The organism is Halomonas sp. NyZ770, assembly GCF_020616575.1.
In the GTDB taxonomy this organism is placed as follows: domain Bacteria; phylum Pseudomonadota; class Gammaproteobacteria; order Pseudomonadales; family Halomonadaceae; genus Vreelandella; species Vreelandella hamiltonii.
Genome location: NZ_CP085143.1, coordinates 2,894,782 through 2,914,549 on the forward strand (window position 1 = coordinate 2,894,782; position 19,768 = coordinate 2,914,549).

At 52.9% G+C, this 19,768-nt stretch carries 25 protein-coding genes, 1 pseudogene and 1 riboswitch; of the genes and pseudogenes, 5 read left to right on the forward strand and 21 right to left on the reverse strand.

The window, feature by feature from the left end:
- Window positions 1-48: 48 nt before the first annotated feature.
- The 8 genes from bla to dhiT all read right to left on the reverse strand — a co-directional run bounded on the left by bla (window position 49) and on the right by dhiT (window position 4,338).
- Complete coding sequence (bla, locus tag LG409_RS13420; RefSeq protein ID WP_264477580.1) at window positions 49-930, reverse strand: class A beta-lactamase; 882 nt, start codon at window positions 928-930, stop codon at window positions 49-51.
- Window positions 931-985: 55 nt separating this feature from the next.
- A complete protein-coding gene (locus LG409_RS13425; protein WP_227406874.1) occupies window positions 986-1,438 on the reverse strand; it encodes an N-acetyltransferase in 453 nt (150 codons plus the stop codon).
- A 7-nt stretch (window positions 1,439-1,445) separates the two neighbouring features.
- Entirely contained in the window at window positions 1,446-1,868 is a 423-nt protein-coding gene (locus tag LG409_RS13430) for a GFA family protein (protein ID WP_227406875.1), read from the reverse strand.
- Between the two features lie 38 nt (window positions 1,869-1,906).
- Window positions 1,907-2,377: a GNAT family N-acetyltransferase gene (locus LG409_RS13435; RefSeq protein WP_193460799.1), complete on the reverse strand. Its 471-nt coding sequence runs from the start codon at window positions 2,375-2,377 to the stop codon at window positions 1,907-1,909.
- Between the two features lie 23 nt (window positions 2,378-2,400).
- Complete coding sequence (locus tag LG409_RS13440) at window positions 2,401-2,928, reverse strand: GNAT family N-acetyltransferase (protein WP_096922491.1); 528 nt, start codon at window positions 2,926-2,928, stop codon at window positions 2,401-2,403.
- Window positions 2,929-3,025: 97 nt separating this feature from the next.
- Window positions 3,026-3,490: an OsmC family protein gene (locus LG409_RS13445; protein ID WP_227406876.1), complete on the reverse strand. Its 465-nt coding sequence runs from the start codon at window positions 3,488-3,490 to the stop codon at window positions 3,026-3,028.
- A 63-nt stretch (window positions 3,491-3,553) separates the two neighbouring features.
- A complete protein-coding gene (gene dhiA, locus LG409_RS13450) occupies window positions 3,554-4,075 on the reverse strand; it encodes a type II toxin-antitoxin system antitoxin DhiA (protein ID WP_227406877.1) in 522 nt (173 codons plus the stop codon).
- A complete protein-coding gene (gene dhiT / locus LG409_RS13455) occupies window positions 4,069-4,338 on the reverse strand; it encodes a type II toxin-antitoxin system toxin DhiT (RefSeq protein WP_081139058.1) in 270 nt (89 codons plus the stop codon). The genes dhiA and dhiT overlap by 7 nt, the downstream gene beginning before the upstream one ends.
- Before the next feature lie 166 nt (window positions 4,339-4,504).
- Here dhiT and LG409_RS13460 point away from each other — a divergent pair, with 166 nt between their 5' ends.
- From LG409_RS13460 to LG409_RS13470, 3 genes are all read left to right on the forward strand, one after another.
- Window positions 4,505-5,326, forward strand: coding sequence for an aldo/keto reductase (locus LG409_RS13460; RefSeq protein ID WP_227406878.1), 822 nt, complete (start codon window positions 4,505-4,507; stop codon window positions 5,324-5,326).
- Between the two features lie 163 nt (window positions 5,327-5,489).
- A complete protein-coding gene (locus LG409_RS13465; RefSeq protein WP_227406879.1) occupies window positions 5,490-5,741 on the forward strand; it encodes a type II toxin-antitoxin system Phd/YefM family antitoxin in 252 nt (83 codons plus the stop codon).
- Window positions 5,738-5,992, forward strand: a complete 255-nt coding sequence (locus tag LG409_RS13470; protein ID WP_016914643.1) for a Txe/YoeB family addiction module toxin — start codon at window positions 5,738-5,740, stop codon at window positions 5,990-5,992. Before LG409_RS13465 ends, LG409_RS13470 begins: the two co-directional genes overlap by 4 nt.
- Window positions 5,993-6,289: 297 nt before the next feature.
- Here LG409_RS13470 and yddG read toward each other — a convergent pair whose 3' ends face one another.
- The 12 genes and pseudogenes from yddG to LG409_RS13530 form a co-directional block, all read right to left on the reverse strand.
- The gene (gene yddG, locus LG409_RS13475) at window positions 6,290-7,180 is read right to left on the reverse strand and encodes an aromatic amino acid exporter YddG (RefSeq protein WP_189463938.1); all 891 of its coding nucleotides are present in this window, start codon (window positions 7,178-7,180) and stop codon (window positions 6,290-6,292) included.
- Window positions 7,181-7,268: 88 nt separating this feature from the next.
- Window positions 7,269-8,000: an AraC family transcriptional regulator gene (locus tag LG409_RS13480; RefSeq protein ID WP_227406880.1), complete on the reverse strand. Its 732-nt coding sequence runs from the start codon at window positions 7,998-8,000 to the stop codon at window positions 7,269-7,271.
- Window positions 8,001-8,004: 4 nt separating this feature from the next.
- Window positions 8,005-8,292, reverse strand: coding sequence for a type II toxin-antitoxin system Phd/YefM family antitoxin (locus LG409_RS18725; protein ID WP_446719078.1), 288 nt, complete (start codon window positions 8,290-8,292; stop codon window positions 8,005-8,007).
- A gap of 141 nt (window positions 8,293-8,433) precedes the next feature.
- On the reverse strand, window positions 8,434-8,877 hold the full coding sequence (locus LG409_RS13490) for a hypothetical protein (protein ID WP_227406881.1): 444 nt from the start codon (window positions 8,875-8,877) through the stop codon (window positions 8,434-8,436).
- Between the two features lie 358 nt (window positions 8,878-9,235).
- A pseudogene (locus LG409_RS13495) lies at window positions 9,236-9,613 on the reverse strand (transposase); the annotation flags it as partial.
- A 138-nt stretch (window positions 9,614-9,751) separates the two neighbouring features.
- Window positions 9,752-10,609: an HNH endonuclease gene (locus LG409_RS13500; protein WP_227406883.1), complete on the reverse strand. Its 858-nt coding sequence runs from the start codon at window positions 10,607-10,609 to the stop codon at window positions 9,752-9,754.
- Between the two features lie 114 nt (window positions 10,610-10,723).
- Window positions 10,724-12,379: a hypothetical protein gene (locus LG409_RS13505; protein WP_227406884.1), complete on the reverse strand. Its 1,656-nt coding sequence runs from the start codon at window positions 12,377-12,379 to the stop codon at window positions 10,724-10,726.
- A gap of 138 nt (window positions 12,380-12,517) precedes the next feature.
- The gene (locus LG409_RS13510; RefSeq protein WP_227406885.1) at window positions 12,518-13,219 is read right to left on the reverse strand and encodes a tetratricopeptide repeat protein; all 702 of its coding nucleotides are present in this window, start codon (window positions 13,217-13,219) and stop codon (window positions 12,518-12,520) included.
- A 93-nt stretch (window positions 13,220-13,312) separates the two neighbouring features.
- A complete protein-coding gene (locus tag LG409_RS13515; protein WP_227406886.1) occupies window positions 13,313-13,690 on the reverse strand; it encodes a DUF1878 family protein in 378 nt (125 codons plus the stop codon).
- Window positions 13,687-14,154, reverse strand: coding sequence for a hypothetical protein (locus LG409_RS13520; protein ID WP_227406887.1), 468 nt, complete (start codon window positions 14,152-14,154; stop codon window positions 13,687-13,689). Before LG409_RS13520 ends, LG409_RS13515 begins: the two co-directional genes overlap by 4 nt.
- 123 nt (window positions 14,155-14,277) lie before the next feature.
- Window positions 14,278-15,261 carry a hypothetical protein gene (locus LG409_RS13525; RefSeq protein ID WP_227406888.1) on the reverse strand — a complete coding sequence of 328 codons (984 nt, stop codon included), beginning with the start codon at window positions 15,259-15,261 and terminating at the stop codon, window positions 14,278-14,280.
- A 110-nt stretch (window positions 15,262-15,371) separates the two neighbouring features.
- Complete coding sequence (locus LG409_RS13530) at window positions 15,372-16,430, reverse strand: CHAT domain-containing protein (RefSeq protein ID WP_227406889.1); 1,059 nt, start codon at window positions 16,428-16,430, stop codon at window positions 15,372-15,374.
- Window positions 16,431-17,003: 573 nt separating this feature from the next.
- Between LG409_RS13530 and LG409_RS13535 the strand changes: the two genes are divergently transcribed.
- Both LG409_RS13535 and LG409_RS18680 read left to right on the forward strand, forming a co-directional pair.
- Window positions 17,004-17,771, forward strand: a complete 768-nt coding sequence (locus tag LG409_RS13535) for an integron integrase (RefSeq protein WP_319799324.1) — start codon at window positions 17,004-17,006, stop codon at window positions 17,769-17,771.
- Window positions 17,753-17,926 (forward strand): tyrosine-type recombinase/integrase, encoded by a 174-nt coding sequence (locus tag LG409_RS18680; RefSeq protein ID WP_319799325.1) that lies wholly within the window; start codon window positions 17,753-17,755, stop codon window positions 17,924-17,926. The genes LG409_RS13535 and LG409_RS18680 overlap by 19 nt, the downstream gene beginning before the upstream one ends.
- 149 nt (window positions 17,927-18,075) lie before the next feature.
- Here LG409_RS18680 and LG409_RS13540 read toward each other — a convergent pair whose 3' ends face one another.
- Complete coding sequence (locus LG409_RS13540; RefSeq protein WP_016913619.1) at window positions 18,076-19,431, reverse strand: IS1182 family transposase; 1,356 nt, start codon at window positions 19,429-19,431, stop codon at window positions 18,076-18,078.
- 201 nt (window positions 19,432-19,632) lie between these two features.
- A riboswitch (TPP riboswitch) is annotated at window positions 19,633-19,764 on the forward strand.
- Window positions 19,765-19,768 lie beyond the last annotated feature (4 nt).

A 19,768-nucleotide genomic window follows, 5' to 3' on the forward strand; every position in this document is an offset into this window, starting at 1 on the left:
ACCCGCAGGGTAGCCATGAGCCACCCTGCGGGTGATCAGGAGCGATGTTCAGCGCTCATCCAGATACGCTTGCAACACATCCCCCAACGCCGCAATGGCTTCGTTGCGCGCTTCGAACGATGCGTCTGTTTCCGTGAGGTAGAACACGACCACGGTGGGCGCCTGCTCAGGAGGCCAGATGATGGCCGTGATGGAACGAGAGCCATAGCCACCTGCACCGGTTCTATCGGCGATCACCCAATCGAAAGGCATGGCGGTACGAAACAGCCCATCGGCCACGGCGTTGCCCTTCATCCAGTCTTGCAACTGCTGCCGAGATTCCGGGGTGAGCACATCGCCCAGCACCAGCGTTTCCAGCGTGGCCAACATCGCATTGGGCGTGGTGGTGTCGCGCTCGTCCCCAGGCGTAGCTTCGTTCAGCTCGGTCTCGAAACGGTCGAGCCGCGTAACGGAATCGTCCAGGCGGCGCGCAAAAGCCGTGATGGCTTCCGGCCCGCCCAGGGCTTCCAGTATCAGGTTGGCCGCCGTGTTATCGCTGGTGGTCATGGTGGCATCGCACAGCTCGAACAGCGTCATTGGCTGGTGGCCTGCATACTGCTCGGTCACCGGCGAGTAAGTCACCAGCGCCGACTCATCGAAACTGACCTCGGTATCCGGCGCTAGCTGCCCTTCATCCACCTGCTCCAGCAGCGCGCCACACGCCAGCGTTTTGAACGTGCTGGACATGGCAAAGCGCTCATCCGCGTTCACTTCCCAGCGCTGGCCCGTGGCCAGATCATGCGCCGCAAAGCCAATGCGCGCGTCCAGCGCCTGTTCGATACGCGCCAGCTCGGCGGTAATGGGGTCGTCTTGCGCCATCGCAACAGACGAAGCAAACAGCACGCACGCCGACAGCGCAGCACGCATCCAGCGTGGTTGGCGGTGATTCATGGGTAACCTTCCTGGGCAGTAAGGGAAAATAGACAACATGAGTGTAGCGCTATTCTTACGAGGGACTAAAACGCATCAGCAGCTCCGGCGCTCCTGTGTGTTCATCCTGCTGTTCGCCCATGTGCACAAAGCCGCGCGCTTCGTAAAAACGAATGCTGGGCGTATTCTGGGCATAGACGGTCAGTTCCAGCCATGCTCTGCGGCGTTTGGCATCTTCCAGTAGCGCACTGCCCAGGCCACGGCCTTGCCCCTCTGGCTGCACGAAAATCGCGGCCAGGGTATTCTCGTAAAGGCTATAGAAGCCCATCACCTGGCCTGAGGTTTCGGCTACGTAGGTTTCTGAGGCGGGAAGGTATCGCTCCCGCATGGCATCGCGCTGGGCGTGCCAAAAGTCAGGCTCGATAAAATCATGCGCTTGGATAGACGCCGCCAGCCAAATAGCCAGCACGGCCTCCATGTCGTCCGCCTGAAAGGCACGAATACGATAGTGATGTGAGTGTGCGTGCATGACATGCCTATTGAAGCAGAGCGTGAAGTGCCTGAAGACTCTCGGGCGAGCCCTGGATACGCTGGCAGTGGGTGGTTTCTTGCTCCCAGGTAGCCGCCGAGGCCACGTGCAAATGCACCGCCACCCTGGCATCGGTCTCGCCTTCCAACAGCCCGGCAGGCACCCACATCCAGTCGCTGCTGCGCAGTTGATTCGGCACCGGACTACCGCAAGTGGCGCAAAAGTCGCTGCGATAGCCGCTTTCCCGCTGATACGAGCGAATATTCCCCTGCCCCGAGCGCCACTGAAACTGCTCCCCCGGCACGAAGGTGGCCGCATTGGCCGCCGCGCCGGTGGCCTTGCGACATAACGAACAGTGGCACTGGTACAGGTGAGGCAGCTCACCCTCGATCGTGAACGCCACTTCCCCACACAGGCACTCGCCCTTCATGTTCTGCTCCTTGAAAATTCTCCGCACGCCATCGCTGGCTACGCCATGCTGGGGTTATACAGAATCACCTCATCCCCGGCGCCATAACCGCTGACCACCGCCGCGCGGGAAACCCCCAGGGTCGATTGATACAGTTTTTCCGCGAAGTTGCCTTCCGAGGTGGTTACCATCACCGCCCCGACACCGCAGCCCAGGCCACGCACGTGGGCCTTGAACGGAGCCAATGACTCCACGATGAGCCGCTTACCCAGCCCCTGGCCCGCCGCGTCGGGATGAATGCCGATCTGCTCCAGCTCGATGATGCTTTTTTCCCGAAAGCCGTTCTTTACGCACCACAGGATATAGCCACGCACCACGCCCGCTACTTCTACCACGTAGTACACGCCCCGCGGGTAGGCGTTAAACGATGCCTCGATCCACTGGACATGGTTCTTCTCGCGGGGGAAACAGGCCTGATACACATCAGCCATGGCGGCAATATCGCTTCTTTCTGCTGCTCTTACGGTCACTTTAAAATCCTTTTCTTGCGGGCTTACATCATGACTTTTTCAAAACCAAAAAACTCTAGCCTGTGTGCCTTGCTGCCCCGCGCCTCGTCGCCTGGGGCGGGGTAGTCGCGGTGGTAAAAAGAGACGATCTTGAAACCACACTTGTTGACATAAAAGTGGATGTTGCGCTTTTCGAAGTACGGCGTGTGGGTCACCCATACCCGCGTGGCGGGGTACGCCTGCTCGATAGCCTGCCAGGCACGGTAGCCCACCCCACGCCCGAGGGAGTTGGGCAAGAGGTAGAACAGATCCAGAGTATTGCGCTGGGTCGATGCCTCCAGGGTGACAATCGCACCGCCCACTTTCTCACCATCCAGAAGGATGTGATGCACCACGGCATCGGGGGCGGTCAGGGATTGGTCGATATCGTCATCCGATGGAATCAGTCCCGGCTCTACCGCACCAAAGGCCTCTTCCACGGCCACGCTGAACGAGGCCTTGAGTTCTTGCTTGAATGCATCGAATGTCGAAGCGTCGGCCAGCGCCAACGTGACGTTAGAGGAGTGTTCCATGGCAGTGCCCATCCGCTTAACGAGAGTATCCATCAACCGCTTAGGCTAACCGCTGCCAGGACGTTTTGCCATCCTGCGCAGCCCCTACAGCCCCGCTTCAACGCTGAATCTCGGTCACGACCTCGGTCTTGACGGAGTTGGCGATAAAGCACTTTTCATGGGCGGCGTGATGGAGCTGTTCGAGCGTCTCGACAGAAGGTGCTTGCGCTGCAAACAGCGCTTTGGGCCGTAGGGTCACCCTGGTCATGGCGATTTTCCCGTCGCTGCCCTTCTCCATCACACCTACCGCGTCATCCACGTAGCTTTCCACTACCAAGCCCTGCTGCGCGGCAAGGGCGAGGAAGAACAGCATATGGCAGCTGGAGAGCGAAGCCACGAATGCCTCTTCCGGGTCGACGTTGGCTTCCACCGAGTAGGGCAACGGCACCACATGGGGCGATGACGACGCCGCCACGCGGACGCCACCATCGAACACCCACTCGTGCCCACGACTATAGCGCTGATCTATAAAGGCTTCATCGGCCCCACGGGCCCACTGGATGGAAGCGGTGTATTCGGCCATGAGGGTTCCTTTGGCTCAATCGCTGGGTGCGAATACCTTCAATGCGTAAACGCAGAATACAGCTTAAATGGAAGACTCGTTGATACTGACAGCACGCTCTTGCGCGAGCTCAATCACTGCGTGCCCCAGTTGAACCAGCGTATCAAAATTGGGCCTGGTTTCAGGTTTTAAGGAACGATAAGCACTGGTGCGACTTTTGATACCTGCTTTCGCAATCACTTGACTATGACCAAATTGTTCCACATAAGAGCGAATGGCGGCTTGCAAAATATCGGCGCGTCCCTCTTTCATCGACTCCCAGGAAGCCTGCTTAATGACGGTTTCCATTTCTTGAACGTTAACAAAAACGTCTGTGGATTTTTGCTCACCTTTGGTAATAGCACGCAGTGTTGCCGCAGAAAGCTCGTTGCCGCTCCAATTGAGGGATCCTTCAGGTGTTAAGGAAAAACGCTTGAAATCCTTGATCTCAGAAAAGGGAGGCTTACTGAAGTAAGCTGTCAGATCAGCGCGGCCGAAGTAGCCATCGCTGAACGTTAGCGCCAAGGCATGACCTGAAATGACATCAACATCCACGATTTTTAGCATACGTCACCTAGCTTACCCGGGTTTTCGCCATTCACTGCTTTGTGCCACATCACCATCAACTGTTCACGGTGATCGAAAATATGGCTCTCCGCTCTCTTACGCTGCTTGTTAGGTAGATAGCCCTCCAGGCACTCACCCGTTTCAATCGCAATGATCAGTTCGTAGCTACCATACTTCACATGAAGGTGGGGTAGCTTATGTTGCTTGTTATCAAAAAAATACAAGCAAAAAGAAAGGCCTAGCAACGCATCAATTTCCGGCATGGTATCTCTAACGCCTGTTACTTCAATAGACTATAGCAACGTATCCTTGAAGAGACAAAATAGAAAATTTTCGAGGCACGGATCGTCTACGCTGGGTGCATGAACGGCGATGGCCTCGGGCAGTCAGAACCACATTGCAACAGGAATGCCACCAGGAGAGCAAGATATGCAGACGATTGAGCTAGGCGGCACCAGCGTACCCCGTATTGGTCAGGGCACCTGGCACATGGGCGAGGATGCCAGGCAGCGGCAGGCTGAGGTCAGGGCGCTGCGTGAAGGCCTGGATTTGAGGATGACGCTGATCGATACCGCCGAGATGTATGCCGAGGGCGGTGCTGAAGAAATCGTGGGTGAAGCCATTCGTGGGCGGCGCGAGCAGGCGTATCTGGTCAGCAAGGTTTACCCCCACAATGCCAGCACCCAAGGTGTTCAAGCCGCCTGCGAACGCAGCCTGCGCCGACTGGGGACCGATACGATTGACCTTTACCTGCTGCACTGGCGCGGCCAGTACCCGCTGAGCGACACCGTGGAAGCGTTTGAGCGGCTACGCGAGCAGGGCAAGATCCTGCGTTGGGGCGTATCGAACTTCGACGTTGACGACCTGGAAGAGCTAAACGCGCCCGCGTGCGCCACCAACCAAGTCCTCTACAACCCCGAAGCACGGGGCATCGAATACGACCTGCTGCCCTGGCAAGCCCAGCAAAACATGCCGCTGATGGCCTACTGCCCTATCGGGCAAGGCGGCGCGCTCCTGCGTGACGCGACCCTGCAACGCATCGCTGAAAAACACAGCGCCACCCCCGCGCAAATCGCGCTTGCTTGGGCACTGCGCCACCCCGGCGTGATCGCGATTCCTAAAGCCGTGAGCCTGGACCACCTCAAACAGAACGCTGATGCGGATAAGGTCAGGCTCGATGACGAGGACCTGGCACAGATGGATGCCGCCTATCCGCCGCCAACACGCAAGCAGGGCTTAATGATGGTGTGAGCAATCGCCTATCAGCGGCTTAGCGTGGGATACGATTCGTGGGCATCACCGGCTCAACCGCTGTTTTAAAGCGGAGAAAGCCGAACGCGGCTAAGCCAATTGGCAAACCCAACCCTGTACGCTATTCTGTACATTAACAATATCGCGTACAGGAGTACCCTTTATGGATGCCATCAGCTACACCGCCGCTAGAACCAACCTAGCAAAAACCATGGAGCGGGTCTGTGAAGACCACTCTCCTGTGATCATCACCCGCAATAAGGCGCAATCCGTGGTCATGATCTCTCTCGAAGACTATGAAGCGCTGCAAGAGACAGCCTACCTCCTGCGCGCGCCCAAAAACGCCCGCCGTTTACTGGAATCCGTTGCCGAGTTGGAGCAAGGGGGCGGTCAGGAAAAGGAGCTTCTTGAATGAAGCTCATCTTTTCCGAGAACGCCTGGGAAGACTATTTGTACTGGCAGAAAACTGACAAAAAGATTCTCAACCGAATCAACAAGCTAATCAAAGAAATCAAGCGAGAGCCATTTGAAGGAGTCGGCAAGCCAGAACCCCTTAAACACAGCCTCGCGGGTTACTGGTCTCGGCGAATCAACGAAGAACACCGCATCGTTTACAAGGTCACGGACGATGCTTTGCTTGTTGCCCAACTGCGGTATCACTACTGATTTAACGCTGAGCACATCTGCGCGACGTCAGGAGCGTCCAGCGGCCAAAGGCCGCGAGCTGCTGCGCCTTGTTAATTGAGGTGTTACGAGGCAACGCCAAACCGCCGATTCGTCGCAGCATGGATCTCGCCTATCGGTAACTGTCAAGGTATCTGTCGGCCTGCCTGATTTTTTATGCCGCCATTCGCGCTGCCTCAGCGACCACTTTTCGCTCTGGATTCAACGACACTAATGTCACCGGCTCCCAGTTGCGGGTACCAACGCTCCAGTGCTCAAACTCGACTGCTGCACAGCCTACTATTCATTACGCTGCGATACCTTTCGAGGCCGCACCCAACCGGCCACCAACGACCCCAGCACGATTAGCACGCTGGCGCTCACCACGGTGGTCGTCGCCTCGCCGTAGCCCGCCAGAATCAGCAGCACCACAGAGATCAGCGGCGCGCTATACGCCAGGGTGCCCAGAAGCTGGATGTTGCCGTGCTTGACGCCATAGTCCCAAGTGAAGAAGGCAATTCCCACGGGGCCGAGCCCTAATCCCGCGACGCCCACCCATTGCCTCCACCCTTGCGGCCATACCGTCTCTTCCCACAGCACATGGCAGCTGAATGCCAGCAGCGCCGTTACGCCGCAGAACCAGCCCACGGCATCGGTAGGCACGCTGCGCACCCACCGGCTGAGCACGGAGTAAGACGACCAGATCAACGCACACGCCAAGGCAACCAGATAGCCCGGCAGGTACTCCCACGCGAATCCCCCGGCCTGGCGGCTGATCAACAGCCAGCACCCCAGCAGAGCCAGCAACGCCCCCACGATGGACTGAACCCGCAACCGCTCATCCGGCAACAGCGCAGAGAGCAGCACGATCAGCAGCGGCCAGAGGTAAGCCAACAGGCTGACATCCACCGCTGGCGCCAGCGTCATCGCCTTGAAATAAGCAAAGTGGTAACCGAACAACCCGCCAACCCCGATACACCAGGCCGCCAACGGCTGTCGGGTATAACGAATGCCCGTATGCCCAGCCAACCCCCAGCGCCCCATCATCAGCAAAAACGCGATGCCGAAGGTCATGGCCATGAGCTGGAACTCAGGAATCTCGCCGCCGGATAGTTTGGTCAACAACGCCAGCGTGCCCCAAAGCAGCACGGAAATGGCCCCGATCCAGGTAGCCGCGTTTACGTTTGGCATGTGGCTATCTCCCCTTACATTCTCTTGATCGCCGTGTCGAAAGAGCGTAATGGAGAGTGCTAACGGGAGCTTTTGCGTTCTGGCGGTATTATGTCGAGAGACGGCGGAAATGGCTGGGCGGTTGACCAAAGTGACGCCGGAAGCGGTCGCTGAACGCCGACAACGACGCGTAGCCCACCGCTTCCGCCACCCGCTGAATGCTGAGATCGGACTGCTCCAGCAGCCGCCATGCCTCGTTCATGCGCAGCTCTAGAAGGTACTGATGAGGCGTCGCGCCTACCTGCTGGCGAAAAAGGTCGTTCAACTGGCGAATGCTCAGATGCGCGGCGCTGGCCACCTCGGCCATGGAAACCGAACGATGGAAGTGGTCTTGCAGAAACTGTTGCGCGGCATACACCCTTCGGTCCAACTGCAATCGGCTACCATGGCGCTCCTGCAACAGCTGTATCAGCAATAGCAGCATGTGATGCTGAGTCGCCTGCACGCCCGCCCCGCCAACGGCCTGGGCATGCAGAAAATGAACGTAATGGCGCAGCGCCGCATCCAGCCCCACGAAATTCGGCAGCCTATCTAGAGAGGGAGCCAACCGCTCGGGCACATCGACCACCAAAAACCGATTGCCCGCCGTGGCCGCAAACCCATGGCTGCTACCTGACGGAATGATCGCCGCTCTCTGTTGCGACACCTCTCCTGCCTTGGCATCGATAGTAAGAAACAGCGTACCGGCCAAGGGAAGCACCAGCTGATGATGATCGTGGGCATGCCGCGTCACTTCATCATCGTAAGTGCGTATGTGCAGAGCGGTATCGGGATGTCTCATGGTCTTACTCAAGAGTGGTGGGCACTTCGGACGGTACCTTACCACCGGTTCTTATCGTCTTCCGCCACCCGCGCCAATAATGCCTGGGCATTTGATTCGAAACCGCTGGGGGCCAAACACCGAGTAAGGAGAGCAGGTAAAGTGTTTCCTGAAGGGCAGCCCCATCTTCCTCGGAAATCAGGGCAGCCTTGTGGCGCTTACCCATGATAACGATGGATTGGCGGGATTTGGCAGTCTCGTCGATCAACCGATATAAGTTGCTGCGCGCCGCAGTGGCTGTGATTCCAGTCATGACGCACCTCTTGCGTGTTCAACTTTTCACCGAGTGTACGCGAACGCCACGACGAACGCTCCGCATAACGCCGCTCAGCACGCGCGTTTTTGGAATGGAGGCGAAGCCACAATGCAAAAGCCGTCGCCGTGGCTGGCATGGTTATGTTGCTCCGTAAATCTGAAGAACACTGCCGATAGCAATCAATATTAAGCTTACAATCAGGTTGGCTCTGGCTCTTTCATCAAAAGAGTAAAAATATTGAAATTCTTGATACTCTTTTTCTAACTTTTGACTAAAACTAGATTCAACTTCCTTTTTCTGTTCCTCGCTGTAAATATCAAACCTTCTTAAGTCTCTCTCTTTTTCAGTCATTTCGATGGCATCAAGAACTCGATTAAGCCGGCCCCTGTACCTCGGCGCCAAGATAATTTTGTAGGTAGCGAGTAAAGCAGAAACATAACAAAGTGCTAGCCCGGCTCTCGCGGCTATTTTTGTATCGGTTTGCTCGCCAATAAGCGCTGCTCCAACGGCACAGAGAATTGCGATGACAGCATTTCCGACAAGTTCCATTCTCAGACTGACAAGAGGCTTATCATCATTCACTAGTTTATTCCTAAACATCGATCACCTTCCGAAAACATAACGGGGATGTAGGAAAACCCGATTTCGAGCCGTCTCCACCGCCTCTCGTCATCATTTACTGATCCAGCAAGCCATCTGGCTGGATAATATTAATATCGATATTCCACCACTTGAGCGTCCATTAAAAGCTGGATGAAGGCAGTATTTTGCTCTTACAAAGCAATTTATCCCGCTCCAAGCCCTTCATGAAGCGGTCAAATGACCATAGCTCGCTAACTTCTCAATGTTGTGAACCAGGCAGTATAACTGCCCCTGCCCATTTTTCTTACCCCGTAGACTGAACTAGATCAGCCTTTTCGTAGTACCAATATTGCCGAATGCAGCCGTCAATGGCAAAGAGTTCGTGGCACACCAGCAGCACTTGTTTAAAGAGCGCTTCAACCTCGTCGGCATGCCAACTAACGAAGCTTGCCAGAGTGGTAAAGTGGGAAACGGTATCGCAGCACCACTGCATCTCGCGACTGGAGGTGATGCCTTTTGAGTAGGCAAACAGGATGATCTTCAACAGGATGGCCGGATCGTAGGCCAACCGACCGGTCGCGTCGTTGCGATACTTGGGATGGAAAACGGATAAGTCGAGCTTGTACTCGATCAGGTAGTGCACGGCGTGTTCGAAGGTGCCAGGCTGAAGCTGATCCTGGTAGTTGATGACCACCATAGCGTTCTGATCGTAGTTGTAAACCTTGAAGCGCGGCATGCTGACCACTCCCCGTCTGTTTTCCCGATCCTACCAAAACCTGGCTGTTAAAGGGGTTTTTCTACAGCCTCAACGCCCGGCTCACGCGCCGGCTTGGAGCCGCGAAGCGGCGGAAATCGGTCGCTGTGCAGCCGATTGTTAGAAACGGTTACGAAGTATCGCTCTAAGTTCTTCTATTCTGTAAGGAGGATCACGCCTGTGAATCATTGAGTGGCAGTTCGGGCATACAGGGACCAAATCATTAATCGGATCTATTTGGTACTCACCTTTTTGATGCGACACAGGGACAATGTGATGAACATGAATAAATCCGCGCCCTATATCTCCATACAAATCCTCAAAATTTAAATCACAGACTTTACATTTTACCCCATGATACTCGATACATTGTTGCCTTGCCTGTGAACTTCGCTCATACCTGGTCAACTCATAGGACAACTCTTGCCCTTCAATGATCTGGATGTCATCAATTTCCGGAATTTCGCCCCGACTTATTTCACCCGATTCGTGAACCTCAAAACCGCCGTCTGATTTCACGACCCTTAACTCCCATACACCCCATTCACCGATGTGGAGAGACGATTCAGGCGGCAATTCGTAAGCAAACTTTTCCGTTATATTTCGTCGGTCCTCGGATGGAACCAGCTCATTCATAACTCTTCTTCGTTTATGTGTATACCAAGCGGGCCATTCTCCGATCTGCCCCATCCACGACTCTTCCTTTTCATAACACTGCCGAGCTATTTCAAGAGCTTGTTCTTTAGTAGGAACTTTAGCTTGTAGGGTATATATATTTCCCCGAGAAATTTCCGGAGGTCGCAGATATGCGTAGTTTTTCGTCGACTTTATTAGCTCCCATCCTCTTCTTGGCAACAGGACGGACAAAGTCATTGCTGCCCCAAAACGAAAGGCCCCCTCTCCATACCTCTTAGGCGCCTTACCTTGCGATTGAAACCTAATTGAGGCTTCCGACCAGTCAGAAGTATCGTATTCCATCATTTTCCTGCTTGTTTCTAACGCCCGGCTCACGCGCCGGTTTGGAGCCGCGAAGCGGCGGAAAATCGGTCGCAGTGCAGCCGATTGTTAGCGCGTGTTTTCCAAGGCTACAAGTTACTCTGACCACTTCTTGTTAAAGGCCGATATAGACATCACCAAGAGCACAATCAAAAATGACGCAATCGCGAATGCAGAAAGTCCAGTGAACCAAGCAACCCAGCCAGGATACGTTGTTTGTAGTAAGGGTCTAAAGATTAGATCGGCCAGTCCGGCCGCTCCCACCATTCCAAACACCGCAGTCAGCCATCGGTCCATTCGGGACCGTCGCATTTCCGCCTTATAGCGTCGCTCGTCCAAGTACCATCTAGCCTGTTCTTTGCCTGACGCGATGAGTCCTCTTGTTCCGGCAGCAGTCATCAAATGCTCAAGCGCATCAGTTATTTCTCCAGCTTGGCTCGATTTGTGAAGCACAGAATCCGCATTGCCCAATGTTTCGTACGCGTAAACGAGTTGTTCATCTGATGGGGGACCTTCTGCTATGGCACATGCACGCGCAATACGAATGTTGTGGTACTCGAAGTGTTCCGCTCTAGCCTGGTTCTCTAACAAATGGGCTCTGGTATTGGGATTGTCCCAAGCATTGTCAGGTTCACTGCATGGCCGCAGCCACGTCCAGAGCAAAACTGCTCGATTGCCGTGTAAGCAATAGTCATTAAATGGCCGGAGGTCAGGAGGGAGCTGTGGAGGTTCATTCATTCCAGCGCTGCGCATCAGGATACGGGACATCGACTGGCCGTACATGTCAAATAACTGATCTTTGGTTCCAGGCTGGCCGGCGAATCGCATTAAGGAAATCGAGGGTCGACCTTGCCACAACTGTACACCTGCCACTCCATCATTCTTTCTGTAATCTGTTGAGACTACTTGTGAAGCTACGGCATTTGCGTAGATCGATCTGCAAAGGTCGATCGTTCCCTCCCACTCCGCTTGATCCTCTGATCCCGCAATTTGATGCAGGAGCCACGGCTCCCCATGCAAATCAAACCGTCGCCCGTCCATACTGAGGGAGTCGTAGAGTGTTGTTCTTGCGGTTTGTCTCATCTTCTTGACGAGCTTACGTGTCTGTCGATCAAATACACGCTGCCCACCGATGGAAATTTCACCCTCGAATGCATCAGGCAAATGCAGTTCACCATCTATTCTTTGAAGTGCAGCATCTACCCAAACAGATTTAAAGTAGCGCTGGAACAAGTTGACGACGTCGCCGATGAAATCTTCCTCACTCAGATCATCCCATGTCGTATCGAGTTGAAAACAAATGCACATGAGCCCGTCGGCATGAAGCTTTAGCCATGGGTAGACTGGCAGAGTCAAGTCGTCATTCTCTAGTACTACTGGAGGTAGTGCGGCTCGCATATGCGGAGGCACTTGCCGTGCTTCGTCGCCTTCGATGCGCCGCTCGTGGAACGCCAACTCCAAGCAGAAAATAAGATCCTCGGCGGTATGCTGCGGCAAAGTGTCGCTAAACTGGACTGTCCAACTATTATCCCAGCGACGCCCCTGCGGGCGAAGCCATTCAACTTGGAGGTCACCATGTTCGTCAAGGTACACGGCTTTCAGATCCGAGAAACAAACGGTTCTCACTGTCCCCGACTTTAAAAGTGCCTTGGCCGTTTTAAGGAGGTCGACCTGGGTGACATCAAGGCCAATTGCGTAATTGTAGAAACAGTTCACCTGCTGTACACGAAGGTCTTTCGATTTGGCCGTCATAGGTAGCTCTGCAGATTAGGGATTGGGGGCTTATTCACATAGTGCGCTAACGCCCGGCTTTGGGGCGGGCTTGTAGCCGCAAAGCGGCGGAGAGGCCGTCCCAGCCCCGAAGGGGCGACAACAGCCGTTTGTTAGCTCTTACTCTGCAGAGTTTGAGGCTATTTGCGCGTTCACAGCTGCAGCCCTGGAGATTGCTTGCTGCAGTTTTCCCTGACTTTCAAGAATCTCTACTAACTGGTCCAGATTCTTTACAGCTGATGGATCTCCTCGCTCAGATGCGTATTGCATCCAGGCGTATGATTCGACGAAATCGTTTGGGACCCCTTGGCCTTGTGCAAACATCAATCCGTATTCGTTGACACTGGGGACGTGACCATATCCAGCACCAAAACGATAATACGAAGCTGCTTTCTCATATGATGGCGCAACGTCATGCCATCCTTTTCGGAATATTTGACCGAGGTTAAATGACGACTGGAAATCTCCAGTTTTTGCGGCTTCGCTATAGTGGAACAGCGCCTTTTCGGAATTTAACTCTACCCCATCGCCTGAATGGTACATGAGGCCGAGATTTGCATGGGATGGCGCGTACCCTTCGCTTGCAGCGCGCTCGAATAGCGCTACAGCTTTTGAAATGTTTTTTTCTACACCGTGACCTTGATAGTAGAGACTTGCTAATAGGTGATGCCCAAAGGCATCTCCAGCTTGAGAGGCATTTTCAAACTCAGATAAAGCTACTGAATAGTTACCTTCATTGTATGCCTCAATTCCAGAATTTATGTCGGCCATAGCAATTCCACTGAAAAATAAGATGGCTAGGCTCAAAAAAAGCTTAGTCACGCGTTGAAACCTCCTTCAGAGCTAACGCCCGGATTTGCGGCTGGTTTGGAGCGAAGCGGAAAACCAGTCCGGCAACATGCGATTGTTAAGGGGTTAGTCAGCATTCCTTGTAATACTATGAAATTCTACTGGTGTTGTAGGCTCAAAGCTCATGGCATAGCCGTGACAAACTTCCACCCACTGATGATTTCTATAAAAAGCCAGTATGATGGATTTTACAGTCTGGTAGCCAATTGAAAACTCGTCTCTTAATGCCATCTCAAACTCCATCCAATTAACTTCTTCTTTGTTGTTGAGTTTCTCATCGTATCTTTCAAAGATATCGTGGGCTTTATCTATTTGAGATTCATCCCAGTCCATAGATAAAATTAAGGCTTCGACGGGATGCCTATCGTAATCTATACACTCCCCAAGAATCTTTACGTGATATTGTAACTTCTTAATGCTTTCAGCTAGCTCTTCGATATTCATGCTTTACCCTCTAATACGTAGATTCTTGAGTTTGCCTGTGAAATCGCATCTTGAACCAAGCTTTGAAGATCATTCATATCCTGATGGATTGGACTCCCTGCATTCCATGAAACCTCATAACTATTTAGTTTTTTTTGGGCCTCACTCAACATTTCTCTAATGTCTTTATCCTCTCCATCCGAAGCTAGCACGCTTAAAGAGAAATCAAATTGAGTTTTAATATTTTGAATTAAATCAGAGACCTTTGTTCCGCGAGGTATATTTTGACTGCTTGTCGGTAATCGGCGAATGTCGTCTTGAGCTCGCTTGAGCCTCTCAGAAGAGCCAGATAAATTTATTTTCCGAATATCAAACTTAATTTGTTCTTTGTAATCTTTTGCCTGAGACGCCTGCCAAATAGCCACGCACATGCTAGCTATAGTTATTAGCGTTCCAGTTATTGTGATTATGCTGTCCGATGTCAAAGCACAGTCTCCGTATGATTACCCTGTTCTTACCCTTAACGCTTTGCTCACCGGTAAATTACGAGCGTAGCGAGTAATTTATCCGTGTGCAGCAACTTGTTATACCTATCCCCAAAGCCCGCCTCAGAATCTTTTTACTTCAACATTATCGTTTTCTAAACACACCGAGAACCTATGGCAACAATCAGGCTTAACTAATGACGACGAAAAAATTGCATAGTCGTTTACATTTTCGAACTCGTAGTAAAAGGTGACTGAGCCTATTTTGTTTTCTTGGGCCATTTTCATAAGGCTATTTTTTAGCTCAGACAATTCTTTTTCCTTATTTCTACTCTGATTAATGGCGTCAAAGTAAAAAATAAAACATTTCTCTATTACTTTCCCTTCAAGTTCTGACCCAATCTCATCCGTCATTGAATTAGGAATGACAAAGTTAAGCATAAAGTTCTTGCTGGCCGTCTCTGTAACAACTTTAAAAATGTTAAAGTAAATTAGGGTGTCACAATCCTCGTTTGATACTTTGTAGAGAGTGTCACTCAGCCCTGTGTGAGAGCCATTTGTAGGCCGGGTGTGGGGGTTTTCAGTGTACCCAACATATTCAACATTGCTGCTTATTCCTAAATTTATATTCGAACCATCAAGAAAATCATGAATGGATGCAGTGGTAAGGTCACCGTTTGAATCCGTTATAGTTATGTATTTATCGGTTAAATCTATCCTAGGGTTGGAAAATTTCCCTAGCCCTCTGTCGAAGAACTTGCAACAAACACTTCTTTTCTTTTCTTTCTTTCCTACTAAGATATGAATTTTTACCTTTTTCGTGAAGGGGTTGAAAAAAGGCTTCTTCTTGGTGTTAAATCTAACCTTTGTTCTGGAACAAATAAAATACACAAATCGCTTTTCCAAGCTTTGCTCTACAGATTTCTTTACACCTTTTAGATAATCGACAATTAGCTTTCTTGTATCAAAGTATTCCGCGACCTCATTAGGATTTACTACCAAGTCATACCAGTATTTGTGGAACCTCTGAAGCTCTACCGTCCATTTCTTATCTGCTTCAACATAGGCTTCGTTGTCAGATATTGAAGAAAATATTCCTCTGTTCAAATTTCACTCCTATGAGGTATAACGCCTGAGTTCAGCTGCATTTGAGGCGACGCCGGATTTTTGCGATAGCAAAAATCGGTGGCGGGTCAAATGTCAGCTGCAACGATTTGTTAGGTTTGAGGTTGGACAAGGACCAAGCTCTCATTATCGACTCCATCAGCTAGGAACAGCTCAGGAATATCTTCTTCCGGGATGCCTTCAAGTTGAAGCGCGACCTTCGCTTGCTCAAAGGCCTCACGAACGCTTCTTCCAAATCCAATTGCTGAATAGAGCTGCGCCGCAAATACGCGAGCTGCATCATCCCCGACGGAATCATTCATGCCAATTGCAGCTTTAACATGGTTGGTCACTTCCTCAGCCTGAGCGTGGGAATAGCATGCGTTGAACACCACGAGCTCGATCCCCGAAGCCATTACCTTGAAAAGTTGAACTATGGCTTCAAGTGAGACCAGTTTGGTGCCCCCAGAATCGTCCTGAAGCACGAGATCTCCTTGGTCGGAACCATGGCCACTGAAATGCACGACTGTTGGCTTGTGCTCGTTGAGTGCCTGAAGCAAGTCATCCGGACGCGTGGCCCAAATAGACTTAAGTTCAACTGCATCTCGAAACTCCGACTCCCGGATCTTCTTGGTGATAGCTCGAATTTCCTCATCGAGCTTTAGCTGTGTTTGATCCTCTGGGTTTGACGCAATAAACAGTACAGTAATTTTCTTCGGCAAGTCGGCGAACTTCACAATAATTGGAGTTGATGACAACTGATTATGAATATGTGACTGGCGCTCAAGCTCCCTCGTGACCTGCTTCGAATGACGAAGCTGTTGGTCTTGTCGTTTTTTTTCATCCTGATCCTTACGTCGCTGCGCCTGGTTTTCGGCCCTATCCACTTCACTGAGTTTCCTCAGAATTTCAGAGCCCTTCGCAGCAACTTTACTCTGCAAATCGGCGGCCTTTTTCTCATAGCCACTCAACTGCTTCTGCTTGGACTCGATCTGACGCTGTTTTGAAGACAACATGCTCAACGATGTGTTTTTGTTGATCGAGCGTGATATCTGCGCAATCTCAGCCTGCTTCTTTCGTGCGCTCTCCCGCTCTCGGCTCAGCGATTTCTCGAGGTTGGCCTTTTCTCGTTCGAGCTGAGCTATGCGATTCCTCAGAGTTTCAATAGACATGATGAAAACCTAACGCTTTGCTCACCGGAAAATGACGAGCGCCAGCGAGTTATTTTTCCGGTGCAGTAACTTGTTAGCAGCAAACACCACACTTTCGCGGCTTGACGCCACGCGATGTTGAACGAAGCCACTGCACCCGTTAATAAAAAACCTAACCAGCAAAGTACGATACAACGAAATGACCGGAACTTAAAAATCTGTTGTAAGCGAAGCCAATGAACCAAAGGAACAACGCTACCGCCCTCGCCGCCAGCGGCTAACCCACAAACTGGCGGACTTTACCTTTTGGCTTTGCCCCTATGAAAACCGAACGCGAGCAGAGCCAGAACAGAAAACCTATATAGCCACAACAACCCGAAAGCTGCTAACAGTGATTATACGCCCTGCCATGAAACCTCAATGAACGTGACATCACAATGACTGAGGTTTCATAGCTACCAAATCGAATCTACCTCATTGATTCTACAGCGTGCAAAGAGAATTTTGTCGATGTAGCCAAAATTCGCGGGCTTGCGCGTTTTGCTCGTCTCAATAATACTGTTTTTATATACAGAATTATTGAGGCATTCTCCCATGAAACTGATGGAACGCGTCAAGGCAACCATGAGGGTCAAGCGCTATAGCTTACGCACCGAAAAAACCTATTGTTACTGGATTCGATTTTACATTCGGTTCAATAATTTACGTCACCCTGCCACGCTAACAGGTCATGAAGTACGGCAATTTTTGGAGTATCTGGCAATCGAAAGGCACGTGGCAGCGGCTACACAGAATCAAGCACTCAATGCCATCGTCTTCCTTTATCGCCATGTGCTGGACCAGCCGCTTGGCGAGATTGGTCAATTTAGCCGAGCTAAGCGCCCTCAGCGCTTACCAGTGGTGCTTTCCCATCAGGAAGTAATGGAGGTATTTCAGCACTTGTCTGGCTCTATGCTTCTCATGGCCTCACTGATGTACGGCTCAGGTTTACGTGTCTCCGAAGCCTGTCGGCTTCGCGTCAAAAATATTGATTTCTCAAGGCAAATCATCACGGTGTATGCAGGCAAAGGCAACAAAGACCGCACCACGCTACTGCCGCCTTCTTGCGTCCAGCCATTACATACGCATATACAAATGGCAGAACAACAACTGAATGCTCGCCTTGAAGCTAACGCTATTCCTGTGTCACTGCCATATGCTCTGGACCGTAAATATCCGAACGCGGGTATTTCACTTGCATGGCAGTGGCTTTTCCCTTCCTCCAGGCCTTGCTTCGATGAGAGGGGCGCGTCGTTCTACATCACATTCATGCCTCTGCCGTCCAAAAAGCCGTCAAATATGCCATGCGCTCATCTTCTTTAACACGCCCTGGCTCATGCCACTCTTTGCGGCACAGTTTCGCCACTCAGCTACTAAGCCAAGGTACTGACATTCGCACTGTTCAAGAGCTGCTGGGCCATAAAAGTATCGAAACCACCCAAATATACACCCATGTGCTAGCAGTCTGTCGGACTTGAGGTTAATGGATGAGCTGAGGCGTGGGTTCTTCACCCCCCCCTGTGTTGGTGTTGGTGTTGGTGCTGTTGTGTGGCTCTTAACCTGCCCCTCAGCTTCTGCAAGGCGGTTCTGACGCCTTGCCTGCTGGCCGGTTGGGCGCGGCGAGCCCTCAGCCCGCCGTCAACCGGTGCATCCGCTTGATATTCCACGCCATGGTGGCCAATCGCCACTCGCCGCTGACCTTATCCAGTCCGCGTAGCGAGAACTGCCGGAACCCCATCACGTGTTTGATGATCCCGAAGACCGGCTCCACGGTATGTTTGCGCAATGCGTAGAGCGCTCGGCCCGCCTGCGTCTTCAAGCGGTGTGCCATCTGTTCGACGGGGTCCTCGCTCTCCGGGGCAGGCGGATCCGCGGCGAAACGTTCAAAGACCGGAAGGTGATGGACGTCTCGCTTCATCGCCAACAGCGGTTCGATACCATGGTCATGGCAGGCCTGGATATTGCTGGCACTGAAGTAGCCGGTATCACCCAGCAGGTGGTCAGGTTTTCCCAGCGTTTCCGGGTAACCTTGCCAGGCCGTCAGTAGCGGCATGACTTGCTGCTTGTCATTGGTCGCCTGCGTGACGTGGACATGGGTCACCAGCAGACTCTCGGTATCAACCGCGGCTTGGGCGTTGTAGCACTGATCAAACCCCTTGCCGGTGACCGGCATGATGCGCGACTGCGGGTCGGTGAAATTGATCTGATCCTTGTCACGCGGGCCACCAGTGGGCGGTTCGGGGTCACGCCCACGGGGCTTCTTGCCGGCCTTGCGCTGCGCCTCCCGCCGCGCCACCTTTTCCTGATAGGCGGCTTGCTCGGTGGCGTCCCGCTCCTCGGCGCGCGCCTCGATCTTGGCCTTCGCCTCAGCGATGGCCGCCAGGCGGGCTTCACGGCGGGCAATCTCGGCGGGGATATCCATGCCGTCGGCCGCGTCCTCCTTGTCCGCCGACTCGGCCCGCTCGGTCAGCGCTTTCACCTCTGCCCTGAACTGTGCCTCCAGCTTCTTGGCATGGCCATACGACAACGCCTTGTGCTTGCTGGCGTTGGCCTTGAGCTTGGTGCCGTCCAGGGCGATGGTGCCAAGCTTGAGCAGCTTCATCTCGCGGGCCAGCAGCAGCACCTGTACGAACAACTGTTCCAGTTCCGGCAGAAAGCGGCGGCGAAAGGTGGCCAGCGTGTCATGGTCGGGATGGGTATTGGCGGCCAGGTAGCGGAACGCCACCGAGTCATAGGTGGCACGCTCGATCTTGCGGCTGGAGACCACCCCGGTGGCGTAGCCGTAGATCAGCAGGCTCAGTAGCACCGCCGGGTGATGTGCCTTGGAACCCCGCCCCATGTAACGCCGGGTCAACGTCGAGAGGTCCAGTTGTTCGACAACATCGACAACGAACCGCGCCAGGTGACCATCGGGCAACCACTCGTCTACCGAAGGCGGCAGCAGGTAATCGGTCTGGCGATCCACAGGGATGAAGCGGCTCATGGCGATCTTCTCAGCTCGGCGATGACGGTGGTCAGTATCTCACGGTGCAACGGAAAGACCGACAGGCTGCTAGGCAATGGATTTGCAGGTGTCAGAAGCCTATTGGGTTAGTGAAGGGCAATTATGCTTCCATGAAGCCTGTGGTCGATCAAGTTAACGCCCCCTTGCATCTCCCCCACTCGCCTCCTACACTGCGCTGAATACTGCTTGACGGGGTGCCGGTGGAACCGGCTGAGATCGCTATACGGCTGGCTGCTACAGCAAGTCGTCACGGCGGGGCCCGTTGAACCTGATCCGGCTAGTACCGGCGTAGGAATCAAGCGGTGGTTGGGGTGCG